The following is a 19,678-nucleotide window of genomic DNA, read 5'->3' on the forward strand; positions in this document are numbered from 1 at the left end:
TACTTAATCTGTATACACCAATCATTTCTGAATGGATTACCAAAAGAAAAAAATAGCCATTGACATGGATGAAGTCATGGCTGACCCTATCGCTAAATTTATTGATTTGTATAATCGTGATTGCGGCTTGGAACTGACACTTGAGCATTTGCACGGCAAAGAAATATACGAAGCCGTACCCCAAGAGCACGCTGACAAAGTGTGGACATATATAAACGAAGAGGGCTTCTTCCGTGATTTAAAAGTAATGCCAGACAGTCAGGAAGTGATTAAGGCGCTGCAGGAAAAATATGAAGTATTTATAGTAAGCGCGGGCATGGAATTCCGTAACTCACTCATAGACAAATTCGATTGGCTGCACGACCATTTCCCGTTCATAAGCTGGAAGAACTATGTTCTCTGTGGTGATAAAAGTATAATTGGCGCCGACATCATGATAGATGACCGCCCCAAAAACCTGCGTCCTTTCAGCGGAGAGCGCAAATTACTCTTCACTTCCCCGCATAACGTGCATCTGACGGAGTTCGAGCGGGTAAGCACTTGGAAAGAGGTGGCCGACAAATTGCTGTAGTCAAGACTGGTTTTCGGCCTGTTTTCTTTAAAACAGGCCAAAAACAGGGATGAATGGCAGTATTACGAGTAGATTTCTACTCTTGGAAACAAAGGTCAAGTTAAACCCACTCAGAACTCAAGACTCAGAACTCAGAACTTTTTACAATTTGCACAATCGCTCCGCCGCCGCTTGTAAGGTTTCTTCTTTTTTGGCAAAGCAGAAGCGCACAAGGCGGTGGTCCGTTTGGTCATGGTAAAAAACCGACACCGGAATAACTGCCACGCCTGCCTCTTTGGTGAGCCACTGAGCAAATTCTACCTCTGGTAAATCTGAGATTTGATTGTAGCGGGCCAGCTGGAAATAAGTACCGGCGCACGGAATCAACTCAAACTTGCTTGGCTTTAGCAGTTCGGCAAACAGATCTCTCTTTTGCTGGTAAAACTGGGGCAAGGTGAGGTAAGGCTCTGGGTTCTCAAGATATTGACCAATGGCTTGCTGAAAAGGAGTGGCCGTGCAGAAAGTCAGGTACTGGTGTATTTTGCGAAACTCAGTCGTCAAGGCAGGTGGCGCTATGCAATAGCCCACTTTCCAGCCAGTAGTGTGGAAGGTTTTTCCGAAAGAGGAAATCACAAAGGCTCTTTCCGCCAGTTCCGGCTCAGTTAACAAGCTCAGATGCTTTTTCCCGTCAAAGACCATGTGCTCATACACCTCATCGCTGATGATGAGGAACGGGTGCTCCTGCGTCAGCTCTTTTAGAAATTGCAAATCTGATGGAGTCAATATTGCGCCAGAAGGGTTGTGCGGAGAGTTGAGAATGAGTAGCCGGGTTTTAGACGAAAGCTTATCTTTTACTTTCTGCCAATCTATGGCAAACTCCGGAAAAGTAAGTGGCACAAAAACAGGTACACCGCCGTTCAAATCAATAGCCGGCACATAAGAGTCGTAGCTGGGCTCCAGAATAATCACTTCATCACCAGGTCTGACTACGGCAGAAATGGCGGCAAAAAGAGCCTCGGTAGCGCCTGACGTAACAGTTATTTGTGTGTCTGCATTGGCTGTGTAACCATAGAGCTGCTCTGTCTTTTTACTGATTTGCTGCCGGAGCAGGGGCAAGCCGGAGCTGGGGGCATATTGGTTATAGCCGTTTTGCATAGCTTGGTTTGCCAGATCCAGTAGTTCTGGCGCGCAGCCAAAATCAGGAAAGCCCTGCGATAAGTTGATAGCCCCATGCTCCTGTGCCAGCTGGCTCATGGTAGTGAAAATGGTGGCGCCTATGTTTGGTAACTTACTTTGCAGCAAAGGTGGTGTCATGTGTTTTCAGCCTGTTTTCGTGAAAATAGCTAAAAAACGCTTCTACAGTTTTCCCTTCTGCAAAATCAGTGAGAATCTTTACCAAGGGTGATGGCCACCATCTCTTGTAAAGCAGGTACCACTTCCAGTTCAAACCACGGGTGCCGCTTAAACCAGGCAATGTTTCTGGGAGATGGGTGGGGTAGAGGCAGGTAGGTTGGAAGATAATCTCGCCAAGCCTGCACTGTTTCAGTTAAGTTTCCTTTGGCTCGGTTTCCTAAGAAAGCCCGCTGCGCATAATTGCCTACCAGCAGGGTAAATTGAATATTATGCAATAGCTGCAAAAGTTGCTGGTGCCAATGAATGGCGCATTCTGGGCGAGGTGGCAAATCACCGGAAGTTCCGGTGCCCGGATAGCAAAAGCCTAAAGGCATGTTGGCTACTTGACTCTCGTTGTAAAATTCATCTGGAGAGAGACCCAGCCACTGCCGTAGCCGTTTGCCGCTCTGGTCGTCCCATGGTATACCTGACGCATGTACTTTGGCACCCGGTGCCTGACCTATCACAAGCAAGCGGGCAGAGTCTGAAGCCCGCACAATGGGTCTGGGGCCGTGGGGAAGTGACGTGGCGCAGATTTGGCAGGCTCTGATTTGGGTTAGTAGCTCTTCAAGCATGTATGGTGGCAGATGTGTATGTTGTTTTAAGCCTGTTTTCTGAAAAAGAGCCCTAAAACAGATTGGTGTTAAAACGAAGAAGCCGGAACGTAAAGTTCCGGCTTCTTCGTGTCTGCCCTTCCTCCCTTAAGGTTGTAAAGAAGGATTAATGGCATCATGGTCTTGTCTCACAGGCGGAAGGGCTCGCTGTAACAACAGCGCTGTTGCCACACCTGTAAGAACAATGGCTATCAAAATGGCTTTCATAGCTTAGTAGTTTAAAGGATTAGTAGTACCGTGGGTTCCGGCCATCGGAGTAAAAGAAGCTGTCGTCTCCGGAATCGGTCTCGTCTGACCATCTGGGGCCGCTCTCGTAGCCCCGGTCGCGGCGCGAACGGTACTCATAGTCATTTCTGTTGCCGCCGCGGTAGTTACTGTCGTGGCGGTTGCTACGGTCTCTGTCATTGTTGTCGCTGCTGTCGCGGTGCCACATGTTCTGTGCGCCATGCTTCAGATCATGCCATGCATCGCGTATACCGGCGCCCATGTCATCTAAAATGTCACCTTTGTCCCGGTCAGCCCGGCGTCCGGTGTCATCCGTATAGCGGCGTTCTTCATACCAGGTGTGGTTGCCAGAACCATAACGGTAATCATCATCTTTATAACGGCTGCGCGACCCAGGGTATTCATTATAAGGGTTCTGGCTTGGGTTAGGCAGGTCTTTCTTCACGCCACGGTCATCCATATAGGCTCCGCGGTAGTAGTTCTCGTTAGAGTCATCCATGCGGCGCTGCGGTGAAACTCTTTCAGAATGGATGTGGTCGTTGCCGTAACCGTTTCCATAAGAATCCTGGCGGGCATTGTAGTTGCCCCGTCCGTCGCCGTAAGGCGCAAAGTGAGAGTTGCTGCTGTGCTGGTTAGAGGAGTGATTCTGGCTACCAGAATTGTGCTGGCGGTTAGCAGAAGTGTTGTCCTCAAAACGGGTATGCGCTGAGCTGTGGCCACGGCCGTCGCCGTAGTTCAGGTTATTAGGGCTGCGGTATGTGCTGTATTCCCGCACGCCGTAATGCTTGTCATGGCTGCCGCCCCAGTCTGCGTTGCTGGTGCGCTGGTGCGTGTCCTCTGGGAAGTGACTGCGGCTTTGGTTGCTGTAGCCTGTATGGAAGTTGTTGCCCATGTTCCACTGAGGATTGTGCGAATGGTTGTCAGAATTTTGGTTTCTGTTATCTCGCTCTTGGTCGCGGTTATACAAGTCACGGCCAACGCGGTGGTTTTCTTCCTGACGGTCTTGGTCAGGTCCTGTCCAGTTTCTCTGATTATTCTGCATGTTAGTATAGGTTAAAATGTCAGTAATTAGCAGTCTATAAAAAGACTTTCTAATAGAATGTACGGTAGCCTAGGCAGAGGGTTAAGCAGGCAGATTTCTGAAGCCTTTCTGCAGAAGAATTTTTTGGGAAACTTGAGAAAATGAGAGAGGGTGGCAGCAACTTTTCAGGTACGAAACAGTAATAGGAGATACACCACTTACTGCTTACTTTATGAAAAGATATCTACCTCTGTTAGGCATATTCCTGCTCTTCTTTCTGGTAGTGTCAGGATTTGCCCGGGCGGAAAAGACTCAGCAAAGTCTTACCGTTCATGAACTATTCGTTTCTGGTAGTCAATTCTCAGATGAGCCAGATAACACATGAGAAACTGTTTTATTAACTGAAATTTTATCCTATAAATGTTCTGCCACAGGTGTAGTGCAGAAATCAACAAGACCTAAAAGCAGAAAGGCCAGCCTGATACTTCAGGCTGGCCTTTCTGCTTAAGTGCTGATTAAGAAAAGTGCTCTTGCAGAATTTCACGCACGTGGGCTTCCTGCAAGGGCTTTGAAATATGGCGCTGTACGGTGCTGTACTGTTTAAGTCGCTCTAAATCATAAAAGCTGGCGGAGGAGGTGAGCATCATCACCACTATGCCTTGCTTTAGGTGATCTGGTAGCTGGTGGTAAGTTTCAAGAAACTCAAAGCCATCCATCACCGGCATTTTTATATCAAGAAACATAAGATCAGGCAGAGGCAACTCGCTGGCCGCGCGATCATCTAGAAACTGAAGCGCTTCTTCTCCGTTGGTGACTATTTCAATTTCCTCGGCAATCTGCATGCGTTCCAGCAGGCGCTTGTTCAGGTAATTGGTAGTATCATCGTCGTCAACAAGCAATATCAGGTTTAGTTTGTCCATGGGTAAAGGTAATGCTATATCGCTTAATAACTTTCTTTAAAATAAACAGTGAAGGTGGTGCCATGACCTTCCTGGCTCTGTACGGTAATATGCCCCCCGTTTTTCTGCAATATACGGTTGATAATGTAAAGCCCTAAACCGGAGCCTGCCACATGGTTGTGAAAACGTTTGAACATCTGGAACATCTTAGGGCCATGCCTTTCCATGTTCATGCCCATGCCATTGTCTTGTACGGTTAATATTACGTAATCACCCTCTTTATGGGTACTTATATTCACTACCGGAGTGCGGGCTTCTGATCGGTATTTTACCGAGTTGCTGATTAAGTTATAAAAAATACTTTTAAGGTTTACGCGGGAGAAGGTAAGGGTTGGCACCTGTGTGAAATCAACATTGATTTTAGCGTCAGAAGCCTGAATCATGTCTTGAATACTGAGTTTTACCTCCTCAACTAGTTCAGTAAGCTGTACTTTCTCACGGTTAGCGTTTATGTTCTTCTGTACTTTCACTATTTCAGACAAATCTGAAATAGTGGCGTTAATCTGCTGCAGTGACTTATCAAACATGCCAATAAGTAGTTCCGCATCTGAGTCATGAAACGTGACGTTTTTAATCAGCTCATGGAAAATGCCAGCCATATTGATAATGGGCAGCTTCAGGTCATGCGAGGCAGTGTACACAAAGCTGTCTAAATCCTCATTAATGGTGTGGAGTTCTTTGTTTGTCTCAGCCAAAAGCTCCTCATTACGTTTTTGCTCTTCAATATCGGTACAGGTGCCAAACCAACGTACAATATTCCCCTCCTGGTCAAGAATGGGAAGGGCTCGAGCCAGGAACCAACGCCACTCACCGTCAGAGGCGCGTTTAAAACGGTACTCTATCTGGTAGGGTTTGCCTGTCATCAATGACTCTTGCCAACGGTTGGCCGCCCTTGTCTGGTCATCGGGGTGTAGTAGGTTTTTCCACATCTGTGTTCCTTTGCTAGCCTCTAAATCATAACCAGTAAATTCAACCCATTTTTTGTTGAAGTAGTCATGAAAGCCATTAGGGTCTGATGTCCAGACAAGTTGTGGCATACTTTCCGCCAGGAACTGGAACTGTTCTGTACTTTCCTGTAGCGCCATCTGCGCCTCTTTCTGCTCTTGTATATCTGTTTGAGAACCTACCCACATGATAATTTCACCATTGGAGCCTCTGACAGGAACACACCGCATCAAAAACCAGCGGTAGTCTACATTTTCATTGGGTCGCCACCGGTTTTCAATGGTAAACTTCTCGCCAGTACGTAAGGACTTCTTCCAGCCGGAAAGCGTTTTCTCTATGTCATCAGGGTGAATGAAATCTTCCCAGCCCCAATAGGAGAGGGTGTCGCGGGTGCCGCCCAGAAATTCATACCATTGTTGGCTGTAATAAGTCACATAACCATCTGGCTGAGTGGTAAAGGTCATGTGTGGCATGGCATCCATTACCTGGGTGAGGCGGTCATGTGAGGCTTTGAGTTCTGCCGTGAGACTCTCTGCCTGTTGTTTGGCAATAACCTGCTCGGTTACTTCAACTATTAGAATCATTACACCTTCAACAGTGGTGTCGGCATTGAAGAGAGGCTGATAAATAAAGTCAAAATACCCCAGTTCCAGCTCTCCATTTCCTTTGCGGTCAAGGTAAGCGGGCTGCTCATACCCCCGGTGCAGTTTTCCGTTAGTATATACGTCTTCCAGTATTTCAAAAAAACCTTGGTCCTTTAGTTCTGGAAGGGCTTCTTTGAAAGGTTTGCCTACTATGTCGCGGCCCCCTACCAGCAACTTAAACTGCGGAGTGGCAAAATCACCTACCCAATCTTCCCCTTTGATGACGGCAAACTGTACCGGCGCCTGTGCCAGCATGCGCTGCACATACTCGTCGCGGTCAAGCAGATGTTGCTGAATGTCTTTCTGCTCCTGAATATCGGTGTCTACCCCAATCCAGGCTTGTATATTCCCTTGCTCATCGTGCAGGGGGGTAGCCCGCATGGTAAACCACCGATACTGCCCGTCAGATGCCCGCTTCAGCCTGGCTTCATTTACATATTCTTTACCAGTGGCAAGCGCCCGTGACCATCTCTCAATAGTGAATGCAAGGTCTTCTGGATGTACTATTCCGTCCCAGCCATCATCTGGGCCGGTGTTGCCGGTGTAGGCGTACCAAGCTTTGTTGTAGTAATAGATATAGCCATCGGCGTGGGCAACCCAGGCTATCTCGGGTATCCCTTCCAGCAGTGCCTTCACATGCTGCTCACTGGCTCTTATTTCAGCGGCGTACCTGTTTTTTTCTGTGATATCTACCATAGCCCCAATCATGCGGATTGGGGAGCCGTTATTGTCTCGGGCTATTATACCCCGGTCAAAGATGTCGGCATAAGTACCGTCTGCTTTCCTGAATCGGTAATCGTCTTGCCAATTAATGCCACCGTTGTCAATTACGTGGTGTATGCTGAGAACTACACGCTCTGCGTCATCTGGGTGAATACGGCCGTACCAGGAGTTGATGTCATGCTCAATGTCTTCTTGTTTGTAGCCAAAGGTGACCTTGAACCCTTCGTTCCACCAAATACTGTCGTCTTTCAAGTTCCAATCCCAGATGACATCATTGGTTGCTTTGGCTAACAGCTGAAACCGCTCCAGATTTTCTTTGGCCAGCCGTTCATGTTTCTGCTGCCGATCAATGTCTACCAAAGTGCCCAGCATGCGGTAGGGCTTGCCTTCGTCATCGTACAGAATGTAGCCATGGTCCATAACCTGGGTGTAGGTGCCGTCCGCTTTCTGAAACCGATACTTTCCAGTCCAAACTTTTTCCTGCTGATTAACAGCTTTGTTCAGGCTGTCGCGTAATTTTTTATACTCCTCCGGGTGAACTCGCTCGTCCCACAGCGAAGGCGACTCACCGGCATCTGATACGGAGTAGCCAAAGATTTTTTCAAAGCTTTTGCCCCAGTAGAACTTCTGGCTCTTGATGTCATAGTCCCAGGAAACACCGCCTGAGGCCTCTACAAAAGACTGCAGGTTGCCCGTAGCTATTTCCTGTTCCTGCCTTTGCTTCTGCAGTTGCGTGATGTCTTCTACCTGATGAATAAGGTACAATACCTCGCCTGCTGAATCTAGTACCGGTGAGTTGAGGGGTTGCCAGTATTTTTCTTCAAACTCAGTTTCCTGCGCTGTTGCTTTGGTGACGTCATACCGTTGAGGAGCCATTTTATGCGGTACGCGGTTGTCTCTGGCATACTCAAGCGACTGCTTCAGGTTAAGCACTCCGTTTGCCTGCGGTAGGTCAGGATTATCTGGGAAGGCATCAAACAGGTACTTACCTATTATAGACCTGTCTTTTAAGGTAGATTGCAGGTAGGCTTCGCTGGCCTCAAGAATAATGAAATCTGGAGAAAGCACAAGGTACAGCCCTGGCAGCGCCCTGAAGATCACTTGAAGATCAAGGGCAGTGGCAGGTTCTGTAGAGGCGTTCATGCTCGGAGAATTCATTCAGTTGGGCAAAGGGGCCTAAGCTCCCATGTTGCTATATTAGGGTAATGAACATAACTGCTGTTTTAGGGCTGTTTTCAATAAAACAACCCTAAAACAGCAGTTATGTCTGCATGTCTTCAAACACAGCTTTGGCCGCCTCCAAGGTAGATATATCCTCAACAATCACAATGAGTTTGTCTTTGGCCTCTTTCAACCTAGAACGGCGTGGGTGCTGCTGCACGTACTGCAAAATGCGGCTAAAGGTTTCAGATTGAAAGAAAGATTCATTGTTCTGGCTTGGTATATACCCTTTTAACGTCTCTTTCTTCAAAGTGAGTTTTTCAAAACCGAGGCGGCAGGCTTCCCAGCGCATTTTTACAATGGCCACCAGTTGCTCCACTTCCGGCGGCATAGGGCCGAAGCGGTCTACCATGCCCGCCACCAGTTTCTCCAGGCTCTCCAGGTCTTTCACGCTGTCTAGCTTGCTGTACATTTGCAGGCGTTCAGAAATGTTGCTGATGTAGGAGTCTGGAATCAGAATTTCAAGATCGGTCTCCACTGAGCATTCCCGCAGAGGCTCCACCAGCTTTTCCAGTTCCAGTTCTTTGAAGAATAAATCGCGGAACTCTGTTTCTTTCAGCTCCTGAACGGCCTCGTCCAGAATCTGGTGGTAGGCTTCAAAACCGAGGTCATTGATAAAGCCGCTCTGCTCACCCCCCAGCATATTGCCCGCGCCCCGTATGTCCAGATCACGCATGGCAATCTTGAAGCCTTCACCCAAGTCAGAGAATTCTTCCAGAGTGCTCAGGCGTTTACGAGCATCGGACGGTAGTCCGGAAACGGGTGGCGTTAATAAATAGCAGTAGGCTTTCTTGTTAGAGCGGCCCACGCGCCCACGCATCTGGTGCAAGTCACTTAGCCCGAACATATGCGCCCGGTTAATGATAATAGTGTTGGCGTTGGGTATGTCTAACCCACTTTCAATGATGTTGGTACTGACCAGCACGTCGTATTCGCCCTCTACAAAGCGCATCATGCGTTTTTCCAGCTCCTCGGGGTCCATTTGGCCGTGGGCGTAGGTTACCTTGGCATCGGGCACCAGCTTCAGAATTAGGTTGGTCATTTCCTCAATGTCTGAAATGCGGTTGTGCACGAAGAAGACCTGCCCTTTGCGTTTGAGCTCATGCGCTACGGCATCTCTAATCAGGGCATCATCAAACACATGTAGTTCCGTTTGTACGGGTTGGCGGTTGGGTGGCGGCGTTGCAATGACAGAAAGGTCACGGGCACCCATCAGCGAAAAGTGCAGCGTACGCGGAATAGGGGTGGCGGTGAGGGTGAGGGTGTCTACGTTGACTTTTATTTCCTTAAGCCGGTCTTTCGTCTTTACCCCAAATTTTTGCTCCTCGTCAATAATCAACAAGCCCAGGTTTTTAAACTTAACATCTTTGCTGGCGATGCGGTGCGTGCCAATGAGAATGTCGGTTTTGCCTTCGGCCAGGCGGCCCAAAGTTTCTTTTATCTGTTTGGTTGTTTTAAAGCGGTTTATGTATTCTACATTCACCGGAAACGCCTCTAAACGATCTCTGAACGTTTTGTAATGCTGCATGGCCAGAATTGTGGTAGGCACCAGCACTGCTACCTGCTTGCCGTCACAGGCGGCTTTAAAGGCGGCGCGTATGGCTACCTCTGTTTTCCCGAAACCCACATCGCCGCAAACCAGCCGGTCCATGGGGTGAGGCTGTTCCATGTCAGCTTTCACGTCTTCGGTGGCCTTGCCTTGGTCTGGGGTGTCTTCATAGATAAACGACGATTCCAGCTCGGCTTGCAGGAAGCCATCTTTGCTGAAGGCGTAACCGGGGGCTTTCTTGCGTTTGGCGTACAGTTTGATAAGCTCGGCAGCAATGTCTTTTACCTTGCTTTTGACACGCTTTTTCTTGTTTTCCCACTCCGGCGAGCCCAGTTTGCTCATAGTAGGCGGCGTGCCTTCTTTGCCCGTGTACTTGCTGATCTTGTGCAGGGAGTGAATGCTCACGTACAGCAGATCATCATCACGGTAAATGAGACGGATAGCTTCCTGCATGCGACCGCCTACTTCCACTTTCTCCAGCCCCGCAAAACGGCCAATGCCGTAGTCCATGTGCGTGACGTAGTCGCCAGGCTTTAGGGTGCGGAGCTCCTTTAAAGTAAGAGCTTTTGACTTAGAATAGCCTTCTTTGGTTTTATGCTTGTAAAAGCGCTCAAACAGCTGGTGATCTGTATAGCACACCAGTTTTACTTGGTCGTCCACAAACCCTTCGCGCAGAGCCAGCATAAGGTGATGGAACCGCACGTCGTGGTCTAACTCATCAAAAATGGTTCTCAACCTGTCTGCCTGACGCGGAGATTCAGCAGCTATGACGTTGACAAAGCCGTTGTTCTGGTTCTCGTGCAGGTTAGTGACCAGCCGCTGAAAGTCTTTGTTGAACGATGGCTGTGGGTGCGACTGAAACGGCACCACCTCGGCATTTTTGAAGTTAAACCGCTTGCCGAACTCTACCAGTGTAAACGCCTCCAGCCTTTTTTTGAAGGCTTTGCCGCTCTCAAAAAGATCTTCGGGTTTAGAGACAATCTGAACGCCCGCGCTGCCTTCCAGCATCTCCAGAAAAGATTGCTCGGCTTTTTCGTAAGATTCACCTATTACCTCCACGGTCTGCCGGTAATCTTTCACCCAGATTTTGCTGTCTTCCGGAATAAAATCAAGGAAAGATTCACGGGTTTCCTGCAGCAGCTTGGTCTGCACGTTAGGGATGATGGAAATCTGTTTTTTCTGCTCTACACTCAGCTGCGTGTTAGGGTCAAATGTTCTTATGCTTTCAATCTCATCACCAAACAACTCTAGGCGGTACGGCAAATCATTGGCATAAGAATATACATCTATAATGCCGCCGCGAACAGCAAACTGGCCTGCCTCATACACAAAGTCTGTGCGTTCAAAATCATAGCTGTTGAGAACCTCGGTCAGGAAGTTTACATCCAGTTTCTCGCCTACTTTTGCGCCTAAGGTATTGGCCACCAAAGATCTTTTGTTGATGACTTTCTCGGTGAGCGCCTCAGGGTACGTCACTATCATAGCGCCGGCACCCGCACGGTTATTCAGTCTGTTGAGTACCTCGGCGCGGAGCAGAATGTTCGCATTTTCGGTATGGTCAAACTGATAGGCGCGCTTGTAGGAACTAGGAAATAACAGTACCTCCTGTTGGTCTTCCAGCAAGTTGGATAGGTCGCTGTAGAAATAGGCGGCCTCTTCACGGTCATGTAAGATGAATAAGTGCGTGCCGGCTTGCAAGGTCTGTAGGGCAGAGGCCACCACGGCATCTTGGCTGCCTACCAAACCTTTCAGCTGTATATGTTTCGGTTCAGAAGCCTGCAGGTGCTGGCCTACCGTCTGCACAACGGGGTCTTGGCGGTACAGGTCTAAAAATTGAGTTGCTTTCAAAGGTAAATCTTTTCAGGATTATCAGAGGCAAAGCTAGCCATTCTCTCTGGTTACTGAAACTTGTTATCCGTTGCTCGTTATTCGTTATTCGAGTGGGAAAGATTCCTTTTTGCTACTGTTTTTTGGAAAACAAAGGAAAAACAGAAGAATACATGCACAGTAGCCTTCGCGGTGCTTTGCTGACATGCGAGTGTGTCAGCCATCACCATTAGCCAACATAAAATCTATTGATTGGCAGCGGGCTGTTTATAGCTGGATAAGTCACGGAAGTAACTTTCGCGCCATAGAGGGAGAGTAGGTTCTAAAGCCTTGAACAACTAAACACTAATTTCGAATAACGAACAACGAAACCTACTCCTTCAGCTTCCCTTCCATCTTTTCTTTAAACTTCTCCAGCTTGGGTTTAGACACGGCGCGCATGTAGGGGTTGTTAGGGTTGTGGCGGTAAAAATCCTGGTGCTCTTCCTCGGCGGGGTAAAACTCTGTAAGCGGGGCTACCTGCGTTACAATTGGCGCCTGGAAAGCGCGGGTGGCATTTAGCTTTTTGAGGTACGCATCTATCTGCGCCTTTTGCTGAGGTGTGCTATAGAAGATAGCCGAACGGTATTGGGTTCCAACATCAGGACCTTGGCGGTTAAGCGTGGTGGGGTCGTGGGCGGCAAAAAAAGCCTCTAGTAGCGTGTTGTAAGAAACAACGGTGCTGTCATAGTAAATCTGCACCGCCTCTGCGTGGCCAGTGGTACCGGTGCTTACTTCCTCATATGTAGGGTTAGCGGTATGGCCGCCGGTGTAGCCCGAAATTACCTCATGCACGCCTTTTAGCTTTTCGGCGGCCTCTTCGGTACACCAGAAACACCCGCCGGCAAAAGTGGCCACAGCTAAATTTTCTTTTTTTGCGGAGGCTGGTAATTGCGTGACCGCTTTCTCAGCTGGTGCCGTTTGCGTGCTGCTTTGGCTCTGGGCGCAGGAGGCAATGCCCAGCAACAGAAGTAGGCTATATGTTAGAAGTCTCATAATGTCTTGTATGTAATAAACTGGTATAAGTAAAACTGATAAGGTAGGGCAATAGTTTCTGAAGATTCAGGTAACATTTTCTGCTGCAGGCCGCTAAAACGGATAGTGCTTAATAATTGAAACCGCTAACCTAAAGAAATAAAACTATGTCAGAATCAGCGAAAACTACCACCAACCACGATGAAATCAAAAAATGGGCCGAAGCCCGCGACGGCAAGCCAGCCACAGTAAAAGGCACCGGAGACGGAGATGAGGCAGGGTTGCTCCGTATTAACTTCCCGGGCTACGCCGAAGACAACCTGGAGGACATTAGCTGGGATGAGTTTTTTGAGAGGTTTGAAGAAAAGAAGCTGGCGTTCCTGTACCAGGACGAAAAAGACAGTCGCTTCAATAAATTGGTGAACAGGGACTAAGGGTTCTTTATGAAGGGTAGGAGCGTTTTGGGGCTGTTTTTCAGAAAGCAAACCCAAAATGCTCTTTGTTATTATTAGCGAAGATGATAAAAATCAGCTTAAATTATTTGGACTAATTCTAAACAGAGCCTACATTTGTAGTGTTGATTTAGAAATACCAAGTAGAATACCCCAATGCCTACGCCTACCAACCTGCACGAACTGTTCCGCACCGCCTTTGGTGCCGTTTACCAATGTAACCGCTACAACTGTTATTTCGTGGAATTTGCCGGCGGTATTTCTCCTTTCAAGGTAGCCGATTTTCTGGACCTGAAACAGCACGTTGATGCTATCAACGTTGCCGAAATGGCTAAGAACCCGGCCCGCGCTGCTGACGTGTACGTTTTGATGCCCAACCGCTCTGAGCGCTGCTTCGTGCTGACACTGACCGAGGTGCTTCGGTTTCAGGAGCTGTTGCAGGGTGCTAAGGCCATGATGGCGTTAAATAGTATTTTGCATGAGTGCCTGTACAGCCCCGCTTACTGCTAATCTTCCCTTTTTCTGTATTTAGACTGAATCTGTATTACCCTTTCCGTTGGGTGCAGATAAACAATTAATGTCTTTTACCGGTATATTTGAATTGGAGGTGCCCCTGAAAGCACTTCTGAAAAACCGATAAAAGCATGAAAGATTTATTGAGAATGCGTACCTCTCTTTCTGAAGAAATAGAGACGCTCTTAAACGAACAGATAAAAGTAGAGGCCCACTCCTCAGCCACATATTTAGCCATGTCTAGCTGGTGCAACCGTCAGGGTTTTGACGTAAGCGCCGATTACTTCATGAAGCAGAGCCACGAGGAGCGCGAGCACATGCTCAAGCTTTTCAACTACGTGAGCGATTTAGGCGGCCACGCCATCTCACCGGAAGTGGTGAACATTCCGCAGGAGTATGACTCGTTCCGTGATGTATTTGAGAAAGCCTTGCAGCAGGAGATTTTCGTGACCCAGCAGTTTAACCGCCTGGCCGACCACTGCATGAAAGCCAAAGACTTTGTGACCTTTAACTTCCTGCAGTGGTTCTTGCAAGAGCAGGTAGAAGAAGAGTATGTTGCCCGTCGTGCCCTTGAGCTATTTGATGTGATTGGCGAAGAAGGCACCGGCCGCTACGAGATTGACAAAGCCATTCGTAAGATCAGCTATGATAACGGTGGTGACGAATAAAACCAATCTAGAATAGAAACAAAAATCCCGCAGTCTGGTAAAGGCTGCGGGATTTTTTTATGCGTTGCGTTGTAAGATCTGTTCTTGAAAAGCCTGTAGAATCTGGGAGTCGGTCATGTCATGCAGCCAGAGGTTCTGGGGCTGAAAGCAGAAGATGGGGCCATGCTTGCAGCGGTCAGTGCACTCAGTCTTAATAATCTCGACCTCGTCTTTCATGCCATTCATCTTCAGCTGCTCGCGCATCATCTTTCTTATGTCTTTGCCGCCCCGCTTCTGGCACTTGCTGCCGGAGCAGGCATAGATAACCTGGAGGGGTGCTTTTATATTATCCTTGCTCATAGGTCTGTGGTTGGGTCCTTTCTTCTCTTGTACGGCAGAAGTAGCCTTTGGCTAACACACTTTAGGCTGTTCTCTCTGTTTTGGGTGTGATTTTCTGAAAACAGGTGAAAAACAGCTTAATCCGCGGGTGCCTCCTGCTCTTCTCTTTTCAGTTTTACGATCTGGTAAATGAACAAGGCAGTACCTAAACCAATGAGTGCATAAGATAGCCAGGCAAGCCAGTCGTACTTTTCTTGCTTTATGGTTTCTTCACCGGTGAAGAATATTTTGTCTTTGGCAGGCGAAGATAAACCGTACAGGGTGCGCGTGCCTCCGCTGTTCATTGGGTTCTCCCGTTTGTTGTACTGTACTTGCAGGCGGTCACCGGGCTTTATCTGGTTTTTGAAGGCAGCGGTGTCAAAGTTGGCCATTTGGTGTTGGGGTAACATCAGCAACTCAGTGAATTCACGCAGCCATATGCCGTAAGCTTTTTCTCCGGCTTCATTTTTTTTAAAAGAGTAATTGGTGAGGGTGCCTTCTTTGGTAACCAAGTCTTTCTCATAGCGGGCTCCGCCGCTTAAATCTTTCACAAAAATGAGGACTAACCCCACCACAATAAGAACGGTGGCAAATACAAAGCGTCCCATTTTAGAAGAAGAGGGAAGCAGGTTTACCCCTGTTGAGTGTTTCCGGCGTTGGGCCATAGTATCTGTTATGTAAAAAATATTGGTCTAAAAGTATAAAAACTCTAACGAACCCAGAAGAGTTCGATGTGAATGTGTGATGTAGCAGTAAAAAGACTGCGGCTGTTTTGGGTCTGTTTTTCCAAAAACAGGCCCCAAACAGCCGCTTTAATGATTAGTTGTGGTTACGTAAAACAGTTACCGTACAATTTCAACCCACCCTTTGGCTGAATTACCTTCAGTGTCTTTGAGCAGGTAGAAGTAAGTTCCTTCAGAGAGGGAGCCGCCATCCCAATTTTGCCTGTAATTAGCTTCCCGGTGTACCTCTTTCCCCCAGCGGTTGTAAAGAACAAACTCAGTTGGCAAGCAACTGAACCTCTGGAAAAATACATCGTTCAGCCCATCTCCGTTAGGTGTAATGATATTGGGGATTCCATTGGGAGCTACGTTTATTTGGGTTACCTCCCGCTGATCTTGGCAGCCGGTGCTGTAGGTGGTGGTTAGCATTACTTTGTAGGTGCCTGGTTGAGTATACGTGTGCTTAGGCTCTACTTCTGTTGATTGACTGCCGTCGCCGAAATCCCATACAAAACTAGTGGCACCGGTGGTGGCGTTAGAGAAGGTGGCGTTAAACGGAGCGTATCCTGTCACCTCAGGGTTGTTGAAGCAAAGCTCATTGGCCAGAGCCACATTAATGTTGGGAAGGGGAGCCACTGCCACATATTTGCTGGCCGAAGCTGTACATAAACCATTGCTGGAGGTGGTAGTGTAGGTTACCATAGAAGGACCAACAAACCCGGTGGGTGGCGTAAAGATTCCCTCTGGTGTAATATGAAGTCCAGACCATTTTCCACCCGCCGGTTCTCCCCTAAGCTGAAACGGAGTAGTGGTTCCTAAGCAAATAAGGGTATCAGGAGAGAGTCTTACAATGGGGGGAGGTATAACCTCAATTCTCTGCTGTACCAGTTTTGAGCAAGGCAGATTAGAGGCATAACTGATAAAGGCAAAGAAAGAAAACCCCACTCTGTTTGGGTAAAAAGTAGCAGTTCCATTTCCGTGATCTTCTACTCCTTGGCCATAAAAATAGGAATTAGGTTCTGAGCCCTGCAAGGTAATAGGACTCGCATCCATACAAATCTGAGGGGGCAATGTGGTAAAAGTTAACTCTCGGTTAGGAATCACCTCTACTATTATTTCGTCTGATGAAGGACAGGGGCCGCTGGAGGTATAGGTAAGGGTCTTTTTGCCCGCCATTCCAGGAGAGGCGGAGAAAAAGAACTGGTTATTTTCTTTGATGACTCCTTCCCCGCTCCAGTTGCCACCCCCCGGAAAACCAAACAATTGAATTCGGCCCTGGTCTGTACATATAGTACGGTCATCTCCGGCACGTACAGTGACAGTAGGAGACACCTGAACCTGCTTTGAAACAAAAGAACAATTACCTTCTCCTTCGCGGCTGTAGGTAATGGTGTGGGTGCCTGGTCCGGCAAGGGCGGGGTTGAATACGTTGCCTACTATACCGGGCCCCTTGAACGTGCCTTCTGAGGGAGTACCCACCAAAGTAACTGGTTCAGCTCCCTGACATACAACCGGCTCTAACCCACTAAAAGAATATTCTACCTTGGGAACAACTGTAATGGTACGGGAACTGGAGCGGGTACAGGTACCAGTGGCATGAACGGTATAGGTGAGGGTGTGGTCGCCTAACATACTGAGGGTGGGGACAAAATAATAGCGGCCGTTTCTTATTTCCACGCCTGTGCCGGTCCAAACGCCCCCCGCAGGGCTACCTGTTAGTAAAAGCGGGCCAGCTTCTACGCAAAGAGGCATACTGGGGCCTGCTCCTGCATTAGAGACTTCAAAGTTGAACTTGAACGCTGCATTGTTGCAGCGAGTGTGGTTTTCACGTGAAAAGTAGTGTGCCCCGGGAGGTACCGGAAAGTCGTTAGGGCCGCTGCAGCCACCGCAAACCGCCTGATAGATTACACCTTTCTTATCAAATCGGCTGGTTCCGCCATCTACGTGTTCACCGGAAAGTGAAGTACTTTGGCGGCCACCATAGAAGGTGGCATATTGTAATTCAAGGGCTCCGGCACTTAACTGCATTAAATAGAAATCGCTTCCGTCGGTGGTGCTTTGCAGCGCATCTGGAGTGACGGGCAAATTAGTAGTGTACCCATTGCCGTAGCTGTCAACGTTGGCCCTTCCTCCCCAGCCGCTTATGTAAATGCGCTCACAGTCATCTACTAAAAAGGCCGTGGGTGATATGTCTATGTTAAAGGTGCCTGAACCGAATACCGTAGAAAAAACCGTTGAACTTAGGTCTGGAGTGAGTTTGTGAATGAACTGACGGCTGTTAGGTTTGCTGTACACGCCCGCAGAAACAGGGTAGTTGCCCATGGTTTGCCCATACAAGTAGACATTGGAACTGGGGTCTAGCTGTAAAAAGTAGGCTTGGTCATAGGCAGCGGTGCCTATAAACGTAGCAGCCAGAACTTTGTCTCCGGTACTGGATAATTTTATCACAAAGCCATCTACTGAGCCAGATGATGTTGGGTGCAACCCTCCGGCAGTACCAGGTAGAGTGGTGCTGGTGGTGCCACCAGCCACGTATACATTACGATCTTTATCTAATTGAATGGAATAGGCGGCATCCGCTCCTGAACCACCATAATAGGTGCTCCAAATTAATTTATCTAAGGAGGGGGAAAGCTTGCAGATAACAGCGTTGTTTAAGCCACCGTTCGGTTGGTTGCTGAGACCGCCTATGGTTGGGAAATCACCGGAAGAACTGCTGGAGGCCAGGTAAATATTGCCATCTGTATCTGTAATAATATCTCCCCTAAACTGATCTCCGTAATTTTTCACCAACGGATTGCTGGGTATTGACCGGAACCGATCAAGTAAACCGTCGTTGTCACCTCCGCCTAGGTACGTAGAAGCCAATAAGGTGCTGCCGTCTTGGCTTAAGATGGTAACGGCAATGTCTGAGCCTTGGGTATAATGAGGATTGCCGGATTGGAAGCCAAGAGGACTGATGTTGGGCCCGCCCCCAAAGCTTCGGTCAAAGGCGGTTGCGCTGGTAGGAAAGTCTCTTGAGCCCACGCTAGACAAAATTACCAGCTCGTCTTTGGCATTTACTACCATGCTATGAGGCGCTTCTGTATTATCTCCCCCCAGGTAAGTGGCATACAGCCGAGCGGCCGGACCGGTTACATTGGTTTTATACTTGATGATAGCAATATCAATGGCGCCGTTGAAAGAAGTTTCATAGGCGCCTAGAGATACTGGGTAGCCTGTGCTAAAAGCTATGCCACCAGAATACATGTTGCCTTGGCTGTCATAGGTGGCAGTAAAGCCCCAGTTGATAGCAGTAGAGCCCGTGAACGAGGAAAATTCTACAACAGGGTCAATAATTAATTCTTTCTTTTTATCATACCCTTCCGGGAAAGAAAAGCGAAGGGTCTGGCCTTTTAACTGGTACGTGCAAGGCACATTTATCCGCTGCCCGTTCTCTATCTGGTAGGCAACCGGCCGGTGTTCGGTTACTTTGCCCACGGAAGTCTCAATGACGAGATGGCCATCTACTAATTTCAACTGGCTGGCACCTTCATATTTAATTTTTATCTGGCTAGGGGAGGAGCCTGCGGCGAGGTAGAGGTCATATTTAAGTTTGCCAGCTTGTTCATATAAAGCCATGTCTACCCCTTGGTACAGGTCTTTGTACAGAACTTTTCTAAACCCTTTCGCCCCTGCACCCCATTTTTTAGAGTCGTTGCCTATGAAATAATTTCTTATGCCAAAAGTACCTTCTGACCCTTGTGGTGTGGTGGACCTGTTGGCTCCCTCAAAAGAGACAGAATATGCATGCGTTAGCAGTTGCCCTGAAGCAGCTTTTGCATTGGCCTGGCCTATAGATGGCGCAGGGTTATGAGCAGAAGGCCGGGGTGTGGGGTCATGCAAAACTTGAACGAACCTGGTAGATTCAAGAAACATTTTACCGGCCGGGGTCTCGGCGGCGAAATGAACCTGGGCTGGCCATTGCCCTTTATTCTCCACAAACTCTAACGACAAAAGCTCGTCAGGTGCGTTTACTACCGCAGTGGGTGCTTCTAAGGCGGTAATAGCTTCGGGGGCCGAGAGCAGGGTAGGCCTATCTTGAAAGAAAAGAAAAAGAGACCAGAAGGCCGAAACGAAAAGTAGCATGGAGGTGGGGCACAGTATCAGTTAGCTGTTGACTAAAATAAACTAATTTATAATAGAAATCAGCCAAAACTTACTTTTAATAAGGCTGCCACTCCTTTAAAGTGATTTAGAAAGGTTTGAATTACCGTATAAAGTCAGTACAGACGGAGTTATT

General features: G+C 48.1%; 15 protein-coding genes. 5 read left to right on the top strand and 10 right to left on the bottom strand.

The window, feature by feature from the left end; all coding sequences use genetic code 11:
• Positions 1–31: 31 nt before the first annotated feature.
• A complete protein-coding gene (locus A8O23_RS00455; protein ID WP_066615272.1) occupies positions 32–571 on the top strand; it encodes a 5' nucleotidase, NT5C type in 540 nt (179 codons plus the stop codon).
• 141 nt (positions 572–712) lie between these two features.
• Here A8O23_RS00455 and A8O23_RS00460 read toward each other — a convergent pair whose 3' ends face one another.
• The 3 genes from A8O23_RS00460 to A8O23_RS00470 all read right to left on the bottom strand — a co-directional run bounded on the left by A8O23_RS00460 (position 713) and on the right by A8O23_RS00470 (position 3,823).
• Positions 713–1,864 carry a pyridoxal phosphate-dependent aminotransferase gene (locus A8O23_RS00460; RefSeq protein WP_066615273.1) on the bottom strand — a complete coding sequence of 384 codons (1,152 nt, stop codon included), beginning with the start codon at positions 1,862–1,864 and terminating at the stop codon, positions 713–715.
• A 65-nt stretch (positions 1,865–1,929) separates the two neighbouring features.
• Positions 1,930–2,517, bottom strand: coding sequence for a uracil-DNA glycosylase family protein (locus A8O23_RS00465; protein ID WP_066615274.1), 588 nt, complete (start codon positions 2,515–2,517; stop codon positions 1,930–1,932).
• 265 nt (positions 2,518–2,782) lie between these two features.
• Positions 2,783–3,823 carry a hypothetical protein gene (locus tag A8O23_RS00470; RefSeq protein ID WP_066615275.1) on the bottom strand — a complete coding sequence of 347 codons (1,041 nt, stop codon included), beginning with the start codon at positions 3,821–3,823 and terminating at the stop codon, positions 2,783–2,785.
• A 211-nt stretch (positions 3,824–4,034) separates the two neighbouring features.
• On the opposite strand from A8O23_RS00470, the gene A8O23_RS21510 reads away from it, so the two are divergent.
• On the top strand, positions 4,035–4,187 hold the full coding sequence (locus tag A8O23_RS21510) for a hypothetical protein (protein WP_161486669.1): 153 nt from the start codon (positions 4,035–4,037) through the stop codon (positions 4,185–4,187).
• Positions 4,188–4,317: 130 nt separating this feature from the next.
• Here A8O23_RS21510 and A8O23_RS00475 read toward each other — a convergent pair whose 3' ends face one another.
• The 4 genes from A8O23_RS00475 to msrA form a co-directional block, all read right to left on the bottom strand.
• On the bottom strand, positions 4,318–4,722 hold the full coding sequence (locus A8O23_RS00475; protein ID WP_066615276.1) for a response regulator: 405 nt from the start codon (positions 4,720–4,722) through the stop codon (positions 4,318–4,320).
• A gap of 23 nt (positions 4,723–4,745) precedes the next feature.
• Positions 4,746–8,231, bottom strand: coding sequence for a PAS domain-containing protein (locus A8O23_RS00480; RefSeq protein ID WP_082882817.1), 3,486 nt, complete (start codon positions 8,229–8,231; stop codon positions 4,746–4,748).
• Between the two features lie 103 nt (positions 8,232–8,334).
• Positions 8,335–11,691, bottom strand: coding sequence for a transcription-repair coupling factor (gene mfd / locus A8O23_RS00485; RefSeq protein ID WP_066615278.1), 3,357 nt, complete (start codon positions 11,689–11,691; stop codon positions 8,335–8,337).
• A 351-nt stretch (positions 11,692–12,042) separates the two neighbouring features.
• Complete coding sequence (msrA, locus tag A8O23_RS00490; protein ID WP_066615280.1) at positions 12,043–12,705, bottom strand: peptide-methionine (S)-S-oxide reductase MsrA; 663 nt, start codon at positions 12,703–12,705, stop codon at positions 12,043–12,045.
• 146 nt (positions 12,706–12,851) lie between these two features.
• Here msrA and A8O23_RS00495 point away from each other — a divergent pair, with 146 nt between their 5' ends.
• The 3 genes from A8O23_RS00495 (at position 12,852) to A8O23_RS00505 (ending at position 14,317) form a co-directional block, all read left to right on the top strand.
• Positions 12,852–13,118: a hypothetical protein gene (locus A8O23_RS00495; RefSeq protein WP_066615282.1), complete on the top strand. Its 267-nt coding sequence runs from the start codon at positions 12,852–12,854 to the stop codon at positions 13,116–13,118.
• 174 nt (positions 13,119–13,292) lie between these two features.
• Positions 13,293–13,646 carry a hypothetical protein gene (locus A8O23_RS00500; protein ID WP_066615284.1) on the top strand — a complete coding sequence of 118 codons (354 nt, stop codon included), beginning with the start codon at positions 13,293–13,295 and terminating at the stop codon, positions 13,644–13,646.
• A 134-nt stretch (positions 13,647–13,780) separates the two neighbouring features.
• Positions 13,781–14,317, top strand: a complete 537-nt coding sequence (locus A8O23_RS00505; protein WP_066615286.1) for a ferritin — start codon at positions 13,781–13,783, stop codon at positions 14,315–14,317.
• Positions 14,318–14,374: 57 nt separating this feature from the next.
• On the opposite strand, the gene A8O23_RS00510 is transcribed toward A8O23_RS00505, so the two are convergent.
• The 3 genes from A8O23_RS00510 to A8O23_RS00520 all read right to left on the bottom strand — a co-directional run bounded on the left by A8O23_RS00510 (position 14,375) and on the right by A8O23_RS00520 (position 19,524).
• Positions 14,375–14,656: a (2Fe-2S) ferredoxin domain-containing protein gene (locus tag A8O23_RS00510; protein WP_066615291.1), complete on the bottom strand. Its 282-nt coding sequence runs from the start codon at positions 14,654–14,656 to the stop codon at positions 14,375–14,377.
• Between the two features lie 116 nt (positions 14,657–14,772).
• Entirely contained in the window at positions 14,773–15,339 is a 567-nt protein-coding gene (locus A8O23_RS00515; protein ID WP_066615292.1) for a hypothetical protein, read from the bottom strand.
• Between the two features lie 177 nt (positions 15,340–15,516).
• Positions 15,517–19,524 (bottom strand): DUF7948 domain-containing protein, encoded by a 4,008-nt coding sequence (locus tag A8O23_RS00520; RefSeq protein WP_066615293.1) that lies wholly within the window; start codon positions 19,522–19,524, stop codon positions 15,517–15,519.
• Positions 19,525–19,678 lie beyond the last annotated feature (154 nt).

Origin of the sequence: Rufibacter roseus (assembly GCF_001647285.1) — a bacterium.
GTDB lineage: Bacteria > Bacteroidota > Bacteroidia > Cytophagales > Hymenobacteraceae > Nibribacter > Nibribacter roseus.